This is a genomic window from Gallionella capsiferriformans ES-2 (genome assembly GCF_000145255.1).
Lineage (GTDB): Bacteria > Pseudomonadota > Gammaproteobacteria > Burkholderiales > Gallionellaceae > Gallionella > Gallionella capsiferriformans.
In genome coordinates this window covers 1,280,971-1,297,009 of the sequence record NC_014394.1, presented here as the reverse complement: position 1 = coordinate 1,297,009, position 16,039 = coordinate 1,280,971, and the positions used below count along the sequence as shown (strand labels likewise).

General features: G+C 53.8%; 17 protein-coding genes. All 17 read right to left on the bottom strand.

Going from position 1 to position 16,039, the window contains the following annotated elements; translation table 11 throughout:
* Positions 1-16: 16 nt before the first annotated feature.
* Positions 17-1,024 (bottom strand): potassium channel family protein, encoded by a 1,008-nt coding sequence (locus GALF_RS06040; RefSeq protein WP_223293737.1) that lies wholly within the window; start codon positions 1,022-1,024, stop codon positions 17-19.
* 25 nt (positions 1,025-1,049) lie between these two features.
* The gene (def, locus tag GALF_RS06035) at positions 1,050-1,577 is read right to left on the bottom strand and encodes a peptide deformylase (RefSeq protein WP_013293170.1); all 528 of its coding nucleotides are present in this window, start codon (positions 1,575-1,577) and stop codon (positions 1,050-1,052) included.
* Positions 1,567-2,322, bottom strand: coding sequence for an S-methyl-5'-thioinosine phosphorylase (locus tag GALF_RS06030; protein WP_013293169.1), 756 nt, complete (start codon positions 2,320-2,322; stop codon positions 1,567-1,569). Before GALF_RS06030 ends, def begins: the two co-directional genes overlap by 11 nt.
* A gap of 11 nt (positions 2,323-2,333) precedes the next feature.
* Entirely contained in the window at positions 2,334-2,900 is a 567-nt protein-coding gene (locus GALF_RS06025; RefSeq protein WP_013293168.1) for a hypoxanthine-guanine phosphoribosyltransferase, read from the bottom strand.
* Positions 2,901-3,785, bottom strand: a complete 885-nt coding sequence (gene galU, locus GALF_RS06020; RefSeq protein WP_013293167.1) for a UTP--glucose-1-phosphate uridylyltransferase GalU — start codon at positions 3,783-3,785, stop codon at positions 2,901-2,903.
* Entirely contained in the window at positions 3,785-5,809 is a 2,025-nt protein-coding gene (gene ligA, locus GALF_RS06015) for an NAD-dependent DNA ligase LigA (protein ID WP_013293166.1), read from the bottom strand. The genes galU and ligA overlap by 1 nt, the downstream gene beginning before the upstream one ends.
* The gene (locus GALF_RS06010) at positions 5,809-6,909 is read right to left on the bottom strand and encodes a cell division protein ZipA C-terminal FtsZ-binding domain-containing protein (RefSeq protein ID WP_013293165.1); all 1,101 of its coding nucleotides are present in this window, start codon (positions 6,907-6,909) and stop codon (positions 5,809-5,811) included. Before GALF_RS06010 ends, ligA begins: the two co-directional genes overlap by 1 nt.
* Positions 6,910-6,975: 66 nt before the next feature.
* Positions 6,976-8,025, bottom strand: a complete 1,050-nt coding sequence (gene nagZ, locus GALF_RS06005; RefSeq protein WP_013293164.1) for a beta-N-acetylhexosaminidase — start codon at positions 8,023-8,025, stop codon at positions 6,976-6,978.
* A 14-nt stretch (positions 8,026-8,039) separates the two neighbouring features.
* Entirely contained in the window at positions 8,040-8,420 is a 381-nt protein-coding gene (acpS, locus tag GALF_RS06000) for a holo-ACP synthase (RefSeq protein WP_013293163.1), read from the bottom strand.
* A complete protein-coding gene (pdxJ, locus tag GALF_RS05995; RefSeq protein ID WP_013293162.1) occupies positions 8,417-9,136 on the bottom strand; it encodes a pyridoxine 5'-phosphate synthase in 720 nt (239 codons plus the stop codon). Before pdxJ ends, acpS begins: the two co-directional genes overlap by 4 nt.
* Positions 9,133-9,858, bottom strand: a complete 726-nt coding sequence (gene recO / locus GALF_RS05990) for a DNA repair protein RecO (protein ID WP_013293161.1) — start codon at positions 9,856-9,858, stop codon at positions 9,133-9,135. The genes pdxJ and recO overlap by 4 nt, the downstream gene beginning before the upstream one ends.
* A 43-nt stretch (positions 9,859-9,901) precedes the next feature.
* Positions 9,902-10,813 carry a GTPase Era gene (gene era, locus GALF_RS05985; RefSeq protein WP_013293160.1) on the bottom strand — a complete coding sequence of 304 codons (912 nt, stop codon included), beginning with the start codon at positions 10,811-10,813 and terminating at the stop codon, positions 9,902-9,904.
* Entirely contained in the window at positions 10,806-11,507 is a 702-nt protein-coding gene (rnc, locus tag GALF_RS05980; RefSeq protein ID WP_223293736.1) for a ribonuclease III, read from the bottom strand. The genes era and rnc overlap by 8 nt, the downstream gene beginning before the upstream one ends.
* On the bottom strand, positions 11,482-11,844 hold the full coding sequence (locus GALF_RS05975) for a DUF4845 domain-containing protein (protein ID WP_013293158.1): 363 nt from the start codon (positions 11,842-11,844) through the stop codon (positions 11,482-11,484). The genes rnc and GALF_RS05975 overlap by 26 nt, the downstream gene beginning before the upstream one ends.
* An 18-nt stretch (positions 11,845-11,862) precedes the next feature.
* Positions 11,863-12,663, bottom strand: a complete 801-nt coding sequence (gene lepB, locus GALF_RS05970) for a signal peptidase I (protein ID WP_013293157.1) — start codon at positions 12,661-12,663, stop codon at positions 11,863-11,865.
* Between the two features lie 28 nt (positions 12,664-12,691).
* Positions 12,692-14,482, bottom strand: a complete 1,791-nt coding sequence (gene lepA, locus GALF_RS05965; protein ID WP_013293156.1) for a translation elongation factor 4 — start codon at positions 14,480-14,482, stop codon at positions 12,692-12,694.
* Positions 14,483-14,638: 156 nt separating this feature from the next.
* Positions 14,639-16,003, bottom strand: a complete 1,365-nt coding sequence (locus GALF_RS05960; RefSeq protein WP_013293155.1) for a DegQ family serine endoprotease — start codon at positions 16,001-16,003, stop codon at positions 14,639-14,641.
* Between the last annotated feature and the right edge of the window lie 36 nt (positions 16,004-16,039).

Genomic DNA, 16,039 nt, shown 5'->3' with positions numbered 1-16,039 from the left:
TGCAGAAATTTCGCGGCTATATGGAAAAATCGCCCCGAATCAATTGCTCAAGCCGCGTGCGGCCTTGCGGCGTGGTCATCACCATCAACACATCCCCCTGTTGCAGATGGTAACTCGATGTAGGATTGTACTGCCAGACGCCGTTACGCTGAATGGCCAGCACCATGCAATCCTTATTTTCATGATACAAAACATGCAGAGTCTGATTTGCCAGATTCTCAGGAATCAGTATCTCCTCCATGCGTAACTTACTATCCGATTTGAACATATCGTCCAGAAAATTCATCACATTGGGTCGTACCATCGCAGAGACGAGGCTCAGTCCGCCGCTGTAATCCGGTGAGATAACTTCATCAGCGCCTACCCTGCGGGTCTTTTCCGCATTTTTCATGTCGTGGCAGCGCGCCACGACGCGCAAACCGGGGTTGAGCTGTTTAGCGCTCAAACTGATCACCAGATTCGCGCTATCATCGTGCGCCACGGCAAATACGCCTTTGGCATCCATCACGCCAGCCTCGAGCAGCACATCGTTGTCGGTCGCATCTCCTTGCAAATAGAGTTGTTCCGGGTGCGTATCCAGATAACGCTGGATCACTTTCATGTCACTTTCAATCACGACAAAAGGCCTGCCGGTCAGCTCAAGCTCATGCGCGACATTCCGCCCCACAAGACCTACACCGCAGACGATATAGTGATTCTTCAATTGTGCGATTTTTTTTTGCATCTTCTTTCTCCGCCAGGCAATATTAATATCACTTTCGAGCATAAAGGCCGTAAAAGTAGACAGCACGTAACCCAACACACCGATACCTGACATGCCGATCACTACGGTAAACAGCCGTCCGTAGTGGTATTGAGACACATCGACAATCTCACCGAAACCGATGGTTGAGATCGTGATAAAGGTCATATAAAAGCAATCCACCCAGGAGTGCTGCCAGCCACCCAGAATATGATAACCGACCGTACCGATCACAAACACCGCGACCAATAAAAGCAGTGCAATCAAAAGATTGTGAATCACACGGGATTGCTGATGTGCCACCATACTATTCGTCCTGCTGCAAAGAGTCGGGGAACAACACATCCTTATAGCCAAAGTGGCGCAGGTCAGTCATGCGCATCGGATATAAAACGCCATCGAGATGATCGCATTCGTGTTGAACCACCCGTGCGTGAAAACCGCTGACGCTGCGGTCTATCGGAGCGCCCTTCGCATCAACGCCCTGATAACGAATCGCGTGGTAGCGGGCAACACGACCTCTGAGCCCGGGTACACTCAAACAGCCTTCCCAGTCATCTTCCATCAGGTCATCGATCGGCGTCACAACGGGGTTAATCAACACAGTATAGGGTACCGATTCCGCATCCGGATAACGTGAATTTTCCTCAACACCGAAAATAACCACACGTAATCCCACCCCGATCTGTGGCGCGGCAAGTCCCGCCCCGTTCAAGGCATGCATGGTATCTTGCATGTCGTTTAACACATCCTGTAGTGCAGAAAAATCTGTCACCGGCTTTGCAACTTCCAGCAAACGCGCATCACCCATGCGTAATACAGGCTTAATCGCCATAACACCCCTCATCCGTACAAACGCGTTCCAAAATTGTGCGCACCCGCACCATTGCACTCCGGGCCGTCGCATTAACCGACTCCATATTAATCGCGAACTGACTGTCGCCCCGCCCTGCCGCATAATTGACGACCACCGCAATCGAGGCATAGGCCATATCAAGCTCCCTTGCCAGCGCAGCCTCTGGCATGCCGGTCATCCCGACCATATCGGCACCATCGCGCTCATAGCGATTCACCTCAGCAACACTATCCAGACGCGGCCCCTGCGTCGCGGCATAGGTACCGCCATCCAGACAAGGTTGTTGAACCTGCCGTGCACTGTGCAAAATGCGTGCACGCATCACCGCATCATAGGGTTGGGTAAAATCGATGTTCTTGTAACTGGTGTTACGGGAGTTGAAAAACGTGCAATCGCGTCCATGCGTGTAATCGATCACCTGATCCGGCACTACCAGCAATCCGGGAGTCAGATCGCCGCGAATACCGCCAACGGTCGTCACCGAAATCACTTCATTCACCCCCTGTTCGCGCAATGCCCACAGGTTAGCGCGGTAATTCACCAGATGCGGCGGGATGGTATAACCGTAACCGTGACGCGCGAGAAAAATCACCTCATGTTCATTGAGCGTACCGAACAAAAAGGCACAAGACGGCTCGCCAAACGGCGTGCGCATCACCTGCCGGTGGGTGATTTTCAGATTGGCCAGTTCCGTCAAGCCGCGACCACCTATGATTGCCAACATATAAACACCCTTTAGGATTTAGGATTCAGGATCTCATTCCTGACCGCATACACTGCAGGCAAATTTCGCCACAGCCCTTCAATGTCCATGCCATAACCGAATACAAAGCGATCTGGTAGCACAAGTCCTACAAAGTCAGCCGCGACGGGTTTAGGTCTGCCGTGTTGCTTATCGGCGAACACCGCGCTATAACAGGCCTTAGCCCCCAGCGCCATGACGCGTTCTTTCAAGGCGGCCAGAGTATGCCCCTCATCCAGAATATCGTCTACCAGCAAGACGACACGCCCCTTCACCGACTCATGCGGTGCCACCTTCCAGTGCATCGCGCCACCGGTCCGCGCATCCCCGTATCGGGACACGTGAACATAATCAAAATCAAGCGGAAAATTCAGCAGCGGCAATAACTGTCCGGAAAATACGACCGCCCCCCCCATCACCGACAACACCAGCGGAAAATGCCCTGCCAGCACCGCATTGATTTCCTGCGCGACCTTGTGCAGTGCAGCTTGCACTTGCGCTTCCGGACACAGCAGCTGAGCCTGCTGCAAAATTTCACGGGCACGCAAATCAAGCATCATTCAGGGTACTTTCAGATTTTTCAGATACTCGGCAAATTCTGCTTTTACTTCCGGATGTTCGAGTCCCATCGCGACAGTCGCCTGCAAAAATCCAATTTTCGAGCCACAATCGTAACGCGTACCCTTATAACGGTAGGCCAGAACACGTTCCTCCTCTATTAGCGCGGCGATACCATCGGTCAGCTGAATTTCGCCCCCCGTTCCTTTGCCAACTCTGTGCAAGTGATGAAAAATACGCGGCGTGAGCACATAGCGCCCCACCACCGCCAAGGTCGTCGGCGCATCCTCAGGGCGCGGTTTTTCGACGATCCCTGTCACTTGTTCGAGTTCATGATTCACACGTGCGCTGCTGACAATACCGTACTGGCGCGTCAATTCACGCGGCACATCCTGCACACCCAGTACCGAGCTGTGGTGGCGATCAAACACATCGACCATTTGACGCGTTACGGAGACATCGCTGACCATAAAGTCGTCCGCCAGAATCACCACAAACGGCTCGTTCTTGATGACCGGTTGCGCGCAGAGCACGGCGTGCCCCAACCCCAGAGGCTCTGACTGACGGATGTAAATACAATTAACGCCTTCGGGAATCACTTCCCGCGTCAGGCGCAGCAGTTCGAGCTTGCCCTTTTTCTCCAGCTCCGCTTCTAATTCATAAGCGGTATCAAAATGATCCTCGATCGAACGCTTACTGCGCCCGGTCACAAATATCATGTCCGTCACACCCGCGGCAACCGCCTCTTCAACGGCATATTGAATCAGTGGCTTATCCACAATCGCCATCATTTCCTTGGGGCTGGCCTTGGTCGCCGGCAAAAATCTCGTCCCCATACCTGCCACGGGAAAAACCGCCTTGCGGATGATTTTTAACGGTCTTGTCATTATTCCCCCTCGATCAATAATAAAAATTCACTTTCACTGAGCACTGCAACGCCCAATTCCATCGCACGTTCGAGCTTACTGCCGCTATCTGAACCTGCCACAACAAAATCTGTTTTTTTCGATACACTGCCGCTGACCTTAGCCCCTAAGGCTTCGAGGCGCTCTTTTGCCTGCTGACGGGACAAACTCGCGAGCGTACCCGTGAGTACAAAGGTTTTTCCGGTATAAATCCGGTCTTCCTGCGGCGCTGGACTATGCTCATCCCAATGCACACCCGCCTCGCGCAGTTGTGCTATCACAGCCAAATTATGAGCCTCGGCGAAAAAATCAACCATGCTTTGTGCAACCACCGGCCCCACATCGCGCACCTGCTGGAGTCGTTCGGCATCCGCCTGCATTATCGCATCCAAGGCACCAAAATGTTGCGCGAGATCCCGGGCCGTTGTTTCACCGACATTGCGTATCCCTAACGCGAAGAGGAAGCGGGCAAGCGTAGTCTTACGGCTGGCCTCAATGGCATCAAGCAAATTAAGCGCCGATTTCTCCCCCATACGCTCTAGCGAAACAAGGCCGGACATGCCCAATTTGTACAGATCCGCCGGCGTGCTGACCTGTTGCGCATCCACCAACTGCTCAACCAGCTTGTCACCCAGCCCGTCGATATTCATCGCGCGGCGTCCTGCGAAATGCAGCAACGCCTGTTTGCGCTGTGCGGGACAAAACAAACCGCCCGTGCACCGCCATGCCGCAGCATCTTCTTCACGCACGACATGAGAGCCGCACACAGGGCAAGCCTGCGGCATCGAAAACACCCGGGCATCGGATGGGCGGCGTTCTAACACCACGCGCGCAACTTCAGGAATTACATCGCCTGCACGGCGCACGATGACCGTATCGCCGATACGCACATCCTTACGGCGTATCTCGTCCTCGTTGTGCAGCGTCGCATTGGTCACCGTCACACCGCCCACAAAGACCGGCGTAAGCCTGGCAACAGGCGTCAGCGCACCGGTACGGCCTACCTGCACATCGATATCCAGCAGCGTCGTCATCGCCTCTTCAGCGGGAAATTTATGCGCGATGGCAAAACGCGGTGCACGCGAGACAAACCCCAACATCTGCTGTTGCGCAATGTCGTTAACCTTGTACACCACCCCGTCGATGGCAAACGGCAGCGCGGCGCGCAACGCGCCCATTTCTTTGTAATAGTCAAGCAAACCGGCGACGCCTTGTACTGTGCTGCGCTGCGTAGCAACCGGCACACCCCAATCGGCCAGCTGCGCCATTTGCAAATCATGCTTACCAGACAAATTAACGCCATCGCACAATCCAACACCGTAGGCATAAAAACTCAGATGACGGGTCGCTGTGACGGCAGAATCGAGCTGACGCAAAGAGCCGGCTGCTGCATTGCGCGGATTAACAAATTCTTTTTCGCCGTTCAAACGCTGCTGTTCATTCAACAAATCGAAATCGCGGGTAAACATCAACACTTCACCGCGCACCTCGACGTCAGCGCACAACACCTCGCCATTCGCCTCTTTAAGTCGCAGAGGAATGCTGCGCACCGTACGCAAATTTTCCGTGACGTCCTCGCCGGTGCTGCCGTCGCCGCGGGTCGCCCCCTGTACAAAAATGCCGTTGCGATAACTGAGATTAATGGCCAGCCCGTCAAATTTCAGTTCGACCGCGTATTCCACCTCGTCAATACCCAGCGCATCGCGAACGCGCGCATCGAAAGCAATGACCTCATCGGCGCTAAAGGCATTGTTAAGCGAGAGCATCGGCGTGCGATGCGGCACCTCGGCAAAATATTTAAGCGGCGCGGCGCCCACCCGCTGGGTGGGCGAATCTGACGTTAAAAACTCGGGGTGTTGTGCTTCAAGCCGTTGCAGTTCACGAAACAACGTGTCGTAACCGGCATCGGGTACCGTAGGGGCATCCAGCACGTAATACTGATAATTATGCGCTTCGATTTCGCTGCGCAACGCCTTAATGCGTTGCTGTACAACCGCTGACACCATCAGGAAAATAACCGGAGCGCCTGAGTGCTGCCAGGAGTCAGGTTGTTATCGCACATTTTCGTTTCAACCTCGACGATCTGAGCGCGTATCTTGGCCAATCCCGCATCGGTCAACTGCACGCGGTGATCGTCAACCAGATTGACTTGCAAATCGCGCGCCAGATCGCGGGCGATCTGCACCATTAAATCAAAGCTTGCGGCAGGATTTTCCACCCGAGGCACATCCAGCATCAGCGTAATCCCGCCCGTGGTGAACTGCGCCAGACTATGGTGCTGGAAGGGTTTAGTATCCTTGTTAATCAGTGTGAGCTGACTATTTCCCGAACTGTTCGACAAATGGAAAGCGCCATCCGATTCAAGCGTCATGCCATGCAGTGCGACCGCATCGGCAATTTTTTCGCCATTGAGCAAGCGCTCGCCCGGCGGCAACAGATTAATGCCGACCATCTGATCAAGTTCGGCACACAGCGCATCCAAACCCTGCGCGGCGCAATGCGTCTCCAGTATATCCGGCACGGTCGTATCTGCTCCGATGGACTTTGCAATACCCAACACCAGATCACGAAAATCGCCCAGTTTAGCGACGCTGATGACCCCGCTCCGGTCTACCAGTTGCAGCGCGATATTGAACTGCACATACAGCATCGGACTCTCAGCGATGACGCGCTCCCACTGCCCCGTACGCGCACTCAACCCGACGACCTGCAGCGGCTTACGAAAATCAAATTTTCTTTGCCACAGCCCGTCCAGAATCGCCGCAAACGAAGGTTCGGCGGGTCGCAAACTAATAATAAAATCACTGCGCCCGTCGAGCAGGGGACAAGGTTCATTCAGCTTTGGCGTGACCTCAGGGGGCAACTCAACCGCGACGGGTGCGACGGCTTCGTCAGGAATCGCATCGTCGTTGATCATAACGAGTTCATCCAGTGCCTCGGGTGTCGGTTGAGGGGCATTAGTCTGATACAGCGCATCGTCGTGACTTTGCCGGAAAGCCGCCCCGAATTTGCGGTTGTACTGGCGCTGTTTCCACCAGCCAAACAGATACACCGCGACCACGACACCCACACCGATTGCCAGCAACGCTGCTTGTAATTCACTCATGTTATCTATACCTGAATGCTATGACGAATTTCGGGCGCTCATTATCTCAAGCACCATGGTAAAAAGCTATGCCAATGGCAATTCGGGGGAACTGACCCCGATGCTGGCGACTTCCTGCAACGCTTTTAAGAACTCGGGATGCTCGTGCAGTCCGGCCATCGGCGCAGGATGGTGACCGCCGCGCATATGGGTGATGCGAGCACGACTGACAGCCGGCATATCCCAATGCAAGCCGGCTAGCAGCTCATCGGCTGATTCTGGCTTATTGCATACCACCACCATATCGCAGCCTGCATTTAAAGCCGCCGACGCGCGCTGCACGATACCGCCTGCAACCGTTGCGCCTTCCATCGACAAATCATCGCTGAAAATGCAGCCCTCAAACCCCAGCTGTCCGCGTAAAATTTCCTTTAGCCAGACAGGCGAAAATCCCGCGGGACGTGCATCGACTTTAGGATAGATGACATGGGCCGGCATCACTGCGGTCAGACCGAAATTGATCATTTGCCTGAAAGGCACAAGATCACACAGTTCGATATCGACAAACTCACGCTCATCGACTGGAATGGCCAGATGCGAGTCGGCCGCCACGAACCCGTGTCCCGGAAAATGTTTACCGACGGTGTGCATTCCGCCTTGTTTGAGCCCCAGCAGCAAGTGATGCGCCAATTCAGCAATCGCCTGTGGATCACTGTGAAACGCGCGATCGCCGATGACGCCGCTTTGTTCATAATCTACGTCCAGCACCGGCGTAAAACTGAAATCAACCCCACAGCCGCGCAATTCGGACGACATCACAAAGCCTGCCTGTTGCGCCAGATGGCGCGCGCGCTGCGGATGCCGGTCCCAAATCCGGCCCAGCTCGCGCATCGCCGGTATGCGGGTAAACCCTTCCCTGAAACGCTGCACCCGCCCGCCTTCATGATCCACCGCAATTAACAAAGGTGTTGAGCGCAGCGCGCGTATCGATGAGGTTAACTCAATCAGTTGCGCAGGCGACTCATAATTGCGCTTGAACAAAATCACCCCGCCGACCAGAGGATGCAACAGGCGGACTCTATCGTCATCCGTCAGTTGCGTACCCAACACATCCAGCATTACCGGCCCTAAACCCATGACGACTCCAATATTTAAATAGTTTCCAGCACAACAAAGGCGACGATGGTGTTGCGCTCATCGCTGATGGACAGATGATGGGCACAAATGCCCAATTGCGCGAGATAAGCACGCAGCAGCGCATCGAATTGCAGCACCGGCTTGCCCATTCCGTCGTGCGTCACCGAGATGCGGCTCAAGCTCACCGGATGCCGCAACCCGCTGCCCGCAGCCTTAGCAAAGGCTTCTTTGGCTGCAAATCGTTTGGCCAAAAATCGGGCGGGATGCGCATGCGCATGAAACGCCGGCATTTCAGCCTCGCTGAGCAAACGCTGCGCCAGTCGCTCGCCGTGCCGCTGCCACATCGCAGCGATACGGTCGTATTCGACTATGTCCGTTCCGATACCAAAAATCATAACGGCCTGATTAAATCCTTCATTTTCCGCACTGCGGCATCCAGGCCGATAAACACGGATTCGGCGATAATCGCATGACCGATATTGAGCTCAACGATATTGGGAATGGCCGCGATGGCCTGCACATTGTGGTAATGCAAGCCGTGGCCGGCATTGACCTGCAGCCCTTGACCATGGGCATATTCAACCGCAGCACGGATGCGTTCAAGTTCATACGCCCGCGCCGGCACACTGTCCGCATCGGCGTATTTTCCGGTATGCAATTCAATCACTGGAGCGCCAGCACGCACCGCCGCGTCGATCTGCGCGTTATCCGCATCGATGAACAACGACACACGGATACCGGCATCGGCACAGCGCTCACAGGCTGACTTTACCGCGTCGAAATAGCGCAGCACATTTAAACCGCCTTCGGTCGTCAGCTCCTCGCGACGTTCCGGCACCAGACACAGATCGTGCGGCTTAATGCGCAGGGCATTAGCGATCATTTCCTCCGTCACGGCGCATTCGAGATTCATGCGGGTTTGCAGCATGCCGCGCAATACCTCAACATCCGCATCCTGAATGTGACGGCGGTCTTCGCGCAGATGAATGGTAATCGCATCCGCGCCCGCTTCCTCGCAAATCAGCGCTGCACGCACCAGATTCGGATAGCGCGCCCCTCTTGCCTGACGCAAGGTAGCAACGTGATCGATATTCAGTCCTAATTTGATCATAATTTTTGCAAATCCTTAATTAATTCCCGCGTATGCAACTGCTTCCCACCCAAATGGTGACCCAGCAGCATGCGCATCAACTGCTTACTCTGTTGCGCCACCACAGGGTCGCTGTAATCATCCGAGGCCATAGCCAGCAACGTAACGCCTGCAATTTTCATCCCACCGTGATTGTCAGGCGTATCGGCCAGCGCGCCCCGCTCAACAAAATAGCGATAATTACAGCCCACCTGCACCGGACTACCACTCGCGGCCTCAGTTTCAAGATTCAGCGCGTAACCCAATTCCTGCAGCAAATGCTTTTCAAAACAGCGCAACGTTGCCGCATGATCCGTCTCGTGTGCCAATCGATACAGCGTCGCACGGTAGTAGTCAAATAACTGCTCATGTGCATCGTCGCGCGCGAGCAGGTTAATCAGCAATTCGTTCAGATAAAATCCGCACATCAACGCCGTGCCTTGTAAATACGGCTGACCTCCCTGCCACTCCGCGCTGTGCAGCGTGCGCACCTCACCCTTACCGAACCAGGACAACCGCAGCGGCTGAAAACTCATCAGCACGCCACGCAATGCAGACCTTGGACGTCTGGCGCCGCGCGCGACAATCGCCATCCTGCCGTATTCGCGGCTATACACATCGAGCAGCAGGCTGGTTTCCCGGAACGGGTGACAGTGCAAAACAAACGCCAACTCATCCTGATGCCTGTTTTGCCGGGTCGTCATATCAAACAATTAACAATTGAAAATTATCAATTAATAATTGAAGTTATTCATATCCCAGCGTTTGCAGGATGCGCGAGTCATCGGCCCACCCGCTGCGCACTTTGATGAACACTTCGAGGAATACCTTGCCATCGAACAGTTTTTCCATATCAAGGCGCGCCTGAGTTGCGATTTCTTTGATTTTCTCGCCTTTCTTGCCCAGCAGCATCGCCTTGTGCGCTTCCTTGTCCACTAAAATGGCGGCGCTGATGCGGCGCAATTTCTTATCCATCTCAAACTTTTCGATCACAACGCTCACAGAGTAGGGCAACTCTTCACCCGTGAAGCGAAATACTTTTTCGCGCAGAATTTCTGAGGCCAAAAATCGTTCACTGCGGTCGGTGACATCATCCGCATCGTAGATGAGCCCGCCTTCAGGCAGGAAGCTGCGCAAGGTATCGCGTAATTCTTCGATCTTTTTGCCAAACTTCGCGCTAACGGGCACGATATCAGCGAATTTGAAATCTTTTGCGATGCGCTCGGCAAAATCAAACAGCTGGCCCTTGTCCGCTACTTCGTCGATCTTGTTGATCACCAGCAACACAGGACGATTATCCGGCAACAGTTTCAAGACCTCCTGATCGCGCTCATCGTAACGCAACGCTTCCAGCACATACATTACGACCTGAACATCACGCAGACTGCTGGTCACCACACGATTCATTCCGCGATTGAGCGCATTGAGATGCTTGAGCTGAAAGCCCGGCGTATCGACAAACACGAATTGCGAATGATCATCGGTGTAAATCCCGTTGATCCGGTGACGTGTAGTTTGCGCCTTGCGCGAGGTGATGCTGATTTTCTGCCCGATCAGGTGATTGAGCAGCGTGGATTTACCGACATTCGGGCGACCTACGATGGCAATATAGCCGCTGCGATAGGAATCATCCGGCGCGTTTGTTGTTTCTTCAGTCATTGTTTTTTCCAATTAATTGATAGGCAGCAAGTGCCGCCTGTTGTTCGGCATTTCGGCGGCTCGTGCCCGCACCCCGTGTAGATATTTTGAGCGATGGAATCGTGCATTCCACCTGAAACAACTGCTCATGTGCGACCCCCAGCGTATCGACCACGCTGTAGACAGGTAAAAGCTGCCGCCTGCCCTGCAGATATTCCTGTAACAATGTCTTTGCATCCTTGCCCAGCGTCTTCATATCCACCTTTGCAAGGTAGGGCACAAACAAATTTAACACTGCTGCCTCAGCCGCGACATAACCACCGTCGATAAAAATGGCGCCGAACAGGGCTTCGACGGCATCGGCCAGGATGGACGGACGTTTATGGCCGCCGCTTTTGAGCTCCCCTTCGCCCAGTTTCAACTGCGCGCCCAGATTGAGTTGCTGTGCAAATAACACCAGGGTGGATTCCTTGACCAGATTGGATCTTAAACGCGACAAATCCCCCTCGGTCAAATCCGGATGTTGGCTGTACAGATGTTTGGCGATCACGCAGCCCAAAATGCTGTCGCCCAGAAACTCCAGCCGTTCGTTATGATCGGGCGCAAAACTACGGTGCGTCAGTGCGCGCTGCAGCAATTGAGGCTGTATAAATACATACCCCAACTGGCGGCACAGCTCTGTGTAGCCCTTATCTGGACGCACTGTTAAAGTCAATTAAGAGACTGATATTAGCGGCCAGCGGAATTTTTACCGTATAACTCGCGCTCAAGACTGGGCGTCCCGAACTGGTATCGATTTCAATATCCTCAGCCTTGATCGCAGTAATATTATCAATCGAAGCACGCCGGCTAAAAGACAGTCGAATCTCCCGCATCGAAGCCTTTTGCATCTCCGGATCGTTGGCTATCGTGACAAACAGCTTGTTGATTTCACCGTTTTGCATATACACCGGAATCAACTTAAGGCCAATTGTGCTCACTAGCACCAGCAAAAAAGCGCCAAAAATAAATCCAGAAAAACTCAGACCGCGCTGACGCTGCAAAGTATTCATAGCATGCTCTCCTGTTAGTTAAATGGGCGAACCGATACGCTTCAAATCCGAAAAATTCATCCACACCAAAAAGGCGCGGCCGACAATCTGATTATCGGGCACAAAGCCCCAATAGCGACTATCGCGGCTGTTATCGCGATTATCACCCATCATGAAATAATTTCCCGCAGGCACTGTACAGCGCACCGTTGATTCGCTGTAAGTACAGTTTTCATGCCCCTTGAATTCAGCGACCGAATTCAAGTGCACATTCGGCATGCTCGGATTGACCAGCAAGGCGTGACGGCGTTCACCCAGCGTCTCGTCGCGTCGTTCGGTATGCACGAAATTCAGACCGCTTTCGACGTAATTGTAGTCACCGTCAGCGACTTGGACCTGTTCAACCCCGTTAATCGACAGATGCTTGTCGCGGTATTCGACCACATCACCGGGCAGACCAACCACGCGTTTGATGTAATCGATCGATGGATTTTCCGGATAATGAAATACCATTACATCGCCGCGTGCAGGATTATTCAACTGCACGATTTTCTGGTTGATGATCGGCAGCCGAATGCCATAGGTGAACTTATTCACCAGAATAAAATCCCCCACCTGCAAAGTCGGAATCATCGAACCGGACGGGATTTTGAACGGTTCAGCCAGAAAAGAGCGGATACAGAAGACGATCAAGATGACCGGAAAGAAACTCTTGGCATACTCAACCCACCACGGCTCGGCAACCCCGGCAGCACGGCTATTCGCCAGCGAGTAACGGTCCAGCAACGAGATACTGCCCGACACCAGCAGCAGCACAAACATGATTAACGCAAAATCCATTTTTATCCTTTAAATACTACAAAGCGTTTTAGTCATCCACGCGCAAAATTGCCAGAAACGCTTCCTGCGGAATTTCCACATTACCCACCTGCTTCATGCGTTTTTTACCGGCCTTTTGTTTCTCCAGCAGCTTTTTCTTGCGGGAGATATCGCCGCCGTAACACTTGGCCAGCACGTTCTTGCGCATGGCCTTAACGTTCTCGCGCGCAATGATGTTTGCACCGATTGTCGCCTGTATCGCCACGTCGTACATCTGGCGCGGGATCAATTCGCGCATTTTCGCCGCGACTTCCCGCCCGCGATACTGACTGTTTGCACGATGCACAATGATCGCCAGTGCATCGACCTTCTCGCCGTTGATCAACATATCCACCTTGACCACGTCAGCGGGACGATATTCCTTAAACTCATAATCCATCGATGCATAGCCGCGCGACACCGATTTGAGCCGGTCGAAAAAGTCCATCACGATTTCCGCCATCGGCATCTCGTAGATCAGTTTCACCTGTTTGCCGTGATAGCTGATGTTGATCTGCTGACCGCGCTTTTGAGTACACAAGGTAATCACCGCACCCACATACTCGTTCGGCATGTATAAATTAACGCTTACAACCGGTTCTCTGATCTGATCGATTTTCGACGGATCCGGCATCTTGGACGGATTATCGACCGTGACGACCGAACCATCGCGCAGCACCACCTCGTAAATCACGGTAGGTGCCGTGGTGATCAGGTCCATATCGAACTCGCGCTCCAGTCGTTCCTGCACGATCTCCATGTGCAACAAGCCCAGAAAACCGCAACGGAAGCCGAAACCCAACGCCTGCGAGACTTCAGGTTCATAATGCAGCGCCGCATCATTCAACTTGAGTTTTTCCAGCGAATCGCGCAGCGCTTCGTATTGATTCGACTCCACCGGGAACAAGCCTGAGAATACCTGCGACTGCACTTCTTTAAAGCCCGGCAACGCCTCGGCGGCGGGTCTTGCCTGATGCGTAATCGTGTCGCCTACACGCGCAGATTTGAGTTCCTTGATCCCTGCGATCACAAAACCCACCTGCCCCGCGCTCAGGGTTTCACGCGGCTGCGACTTAGGCGTAAACACACCGATATGTTCAGTCAGATGATGCGCGCCGGTCGCCATGAAGAGGATTTTTTCCTTAGGCTTTAACGTGCCATTCATCACACGCACCAGCATCACCACGCCGACATAATTATCGAACCACGAATCGACAATCAAGGCCTGCAACGGTGCGTTCACATCGCCCTTGGGCGGCGGCACTTTGACGATCAGCGATTCGAGCACATCTTCTATGCCCACCCCCGTCTTAGCCGAACAGTGCACCGCATCGTGTGCTTCGATACCGATGACCTCTTCGATTTCTTCGATGGCATTATCAGGGTCTGCGGAAGGCAAATCGATTTTATTCAACACCGGCACCACTTCAACGCCCAGATCCAGCGCGGTATAACAGTTGGCTACCGTCTGCGCTTCGACCCCTTGCGATGCATCGACCACCAGCAGCGCACCCTCACAGGCGGATAAGGAGCGCGACACTTCGTAGGAGAAGTCGACGTGTCCCGGGGTGTCGATCAGGTTCAGGTTATAGACCTGCCCGTCGCGCGCCTTGTAGCTTAAGGCTGCCGTCTGTGCCTTGATCGTGATACCGCGCTCGCGCTCGATATCCATAGAATCAAGAACTTGAGCGTCCATCTCGCGATCGGACAAGCCGCCGCACAAATGTATGATCCGATCAGCCAGCGTGGATTTGCCGTGATCGATGTGAGCAATGATAGAAAAATTACGGATTAGCTGCATGAAATTCCAAATAGAAACCGCCGACTCCGACAGCCTGAGCACATCAGGAAGCCCGCAGTATTTTGCAAAAGGCGAATTCTAGCCGATTTAGGCATTAAACGCAGGACTGTGATAGATGAGCCTCAAAAAATTTAACGATTTGAGGCTCCGTGTTGATTATTTTTCGTCCAGACGGATCGCAACATAGGAGGCTGCGTCCCCACGGCGCACCAGCAGCGCAACATTGCGCCCTGCCGGTACGCGTTTAATGATCTCAATCAGCTGATTCAGCGAGCGCAACGGCGTATTGCCGACCGCCAGCAGCACATCACCTGCCTGTATACCGGCGGCCTTAGCTGCGGTGCCCGCTACCTCCACCACCTGCAAACCACTGCGCGACTCAGCGCGACCTGAATCAGTCAAAACAAGCCCAAGGCGTTCGACCCACCCCTCGCCGGCATGACCTCCCGCCACCTCTACCACACGCCCGCCCTCTTCCGGCATTCTGGCGACTTCAACCGTGACTTGTTTGACAGCGCCCTTGCGCCACAACTCGACTAATACTTTGCCGCCCGGCTTACAAGCTGCCACAATACGCGGCAAATCAGCAGAACTCGCAACCGGCTTGCCGTCAAACTTAAGGATCACATCGCTCGCTGCTATGCCTGCCTTGTCGGCCGGACCACCCTTCTCAACGCTGCTGATCAAAGCGCCTTCAGGCTGGCTCAAGCCGAATGACTCGGCCAACTCGCGCGTCATTTCCTGTATCGTCACGCCGATTCGTCCGCGCGCCACACTGCCCGTGCTGCGCAATTGATCCGCCACTTGCGTGGCCACGTCAATCGGGATCGCGAAAGACAAGCCCATCGAACCGCCGGAGCGGGTGTAGATTTGCGAATTGATACCGACCACTTCGCCGCTCATATTGAACAGCGGCCCGCCCGAGTTACCCGGGTTAATCGCGACATCGGTCTGAATGAAGGGAACAAAATTATCCTGCGGCAGCGAGCGCCCTTTGGCACTGACGATACCGGCAGTCACGCTGCTGTCAAAACCGAATGGCGAACCAATGGCGATCACCCATTCACCGACTTTGAGCTTACCCGGATCGCCCTGCACCACTTTGGGCAGGCCGGCCGCCGCAATTTTCAGCAGCGCCACATCAGAGCGTTTGTCAGCGCCGATCACCTTTGCACTGTATTCGCGCTTGTCGGTGAGCCTAACAGTAATTTTATCGGCGTGATCCACCACATGCGCATTGGTCATGATGTAACCGTCTGCGCTGATGATAAAGCCGGAACCTAACGACTGAGACTCTTGCGCACGCGGCATCTGCGGCGCAAAACGCTTGAAAAATTCGAAGAAAGGATCGCCTGCAGAAAAGTCAGGCTGGGCGATACGCTGCGTGGTGCTGATATTGACGACTGCGCCGGATTGCTTTTCAACCAGCGCCGTAAAATCGGGAAAACCGTTCGCATAAACCGGAGCAACACACAAAACACAAGCAAGCAACACCAGCCGATTAAATAACTCTTTTAGCATGCGCAACTCCTCACAATAAAAAAATCAAAAATGACA

Excerpts from the sequence above, each read along its gene's own strand:
- lepA (WP_013293156.1), bottom strand. The coding sequence starts at position 14,482 with ATGCAGCTAATCCGTAATTTTTCTATCATTGCTCACATCGATCACGGC.
- galU (WP_013293167.1), bottom strand. The coding sequence starts at position 3,785 with ATGACAAGACCGTTAAAAATCATCCGCAAGGCGGTTTTTCCCGTGGCA.
- GALF_RS05975 (WP_013293158.1), bottom strand. The coding sequence starts at position 11,844 with ATGAATACTTTGCAGCGTCAGCGCGGTCTGAGTTTTTCTGGATTTATT.
- GALF_RS05960 (WP_013293155.1), bottom strand. The coding sequence starts at position 16,003 with ATGCTAAAAGAGTTATTTAATCGGCTGGTGTTGCTTGCTTGTGTTTTG.
- acpS (WP_013293163.1), bottom strand. The coding sequence starts at position 8,420 with ATGATTTTTGGTATCGGAACGGACATAGTCGAATACGACCGTATCGCT.
- GALF_RS06010 (WP_013293165.1), bottom strand. The coding sequence starts at position 6,909 with ATGAGTGAATTACAAGCAGCGTTGCTGGCAATCGGTGTGGGTGTCGTG.
- era (WP_013293160.1), bottom strand. The coding sequence starts at position 10,813 with ATGACTGAAGAAACAACAAACGCGCCGGATGATTCCTATCGCAGCGGC.
- nagZ (WP_013293164.1), bottom strand. The coding sequence starts at position 8,025 with ATGGGTTTAGGGCCGGTAATGCTGGATGTGTTGGGTACGCAACTGACG.
- pdxJ (WP_013293162.1), bottom strand. The coding sequence starts at position 9,136 with ATGATCAAATTAGGACTGAATATCGATCACGTTGCTACCTTGCGTCAG.
- def (WP_013293170.1), bottom strand. The coding sequence starts at position 1,577 with ATGGCGATTAAGCCTGTATTACGCATGGGTGATGCGCGTTTGCTGGAA.
- recO (WP_013293161.1), bottom strand. The coding sequence starts at position 9,858 with ATGACGACCCGGCAAAACAGGCATCAGGATGAGTTGGCGTTTGTTTTG.
- ligA (WP_013293166.1), bottom strand. The coding sequence starts at position 5,809 with ATGGTGTCAGCGGTTGTACAGCAACGCATTAAGGCGTTGCGCAGCGAA.
- lepB (WP_013293157.1), bottom strand. The coding sequence starts at position 12,663 with ATGGATTTTGCGTTAATCATGTTTGTGCTGCTGCTGGTGTCGGGCAGT.
- GALF_RS06030 (WP_013293169.1), bottom strand. The coding sequence starts at position 2,322 with ATGTTGGCAATCATAGGTGGTCGCGGCTTGACGGAACTGGCCAATCTG.
- GALF_RS06025 (WP_013293168.1), bottom strand. The coding sequence starts at position 2,900 with ATGATGCTTGATTTGCGTGCCCGTGAAATTTTGCAGCAGGCTCAGCTG.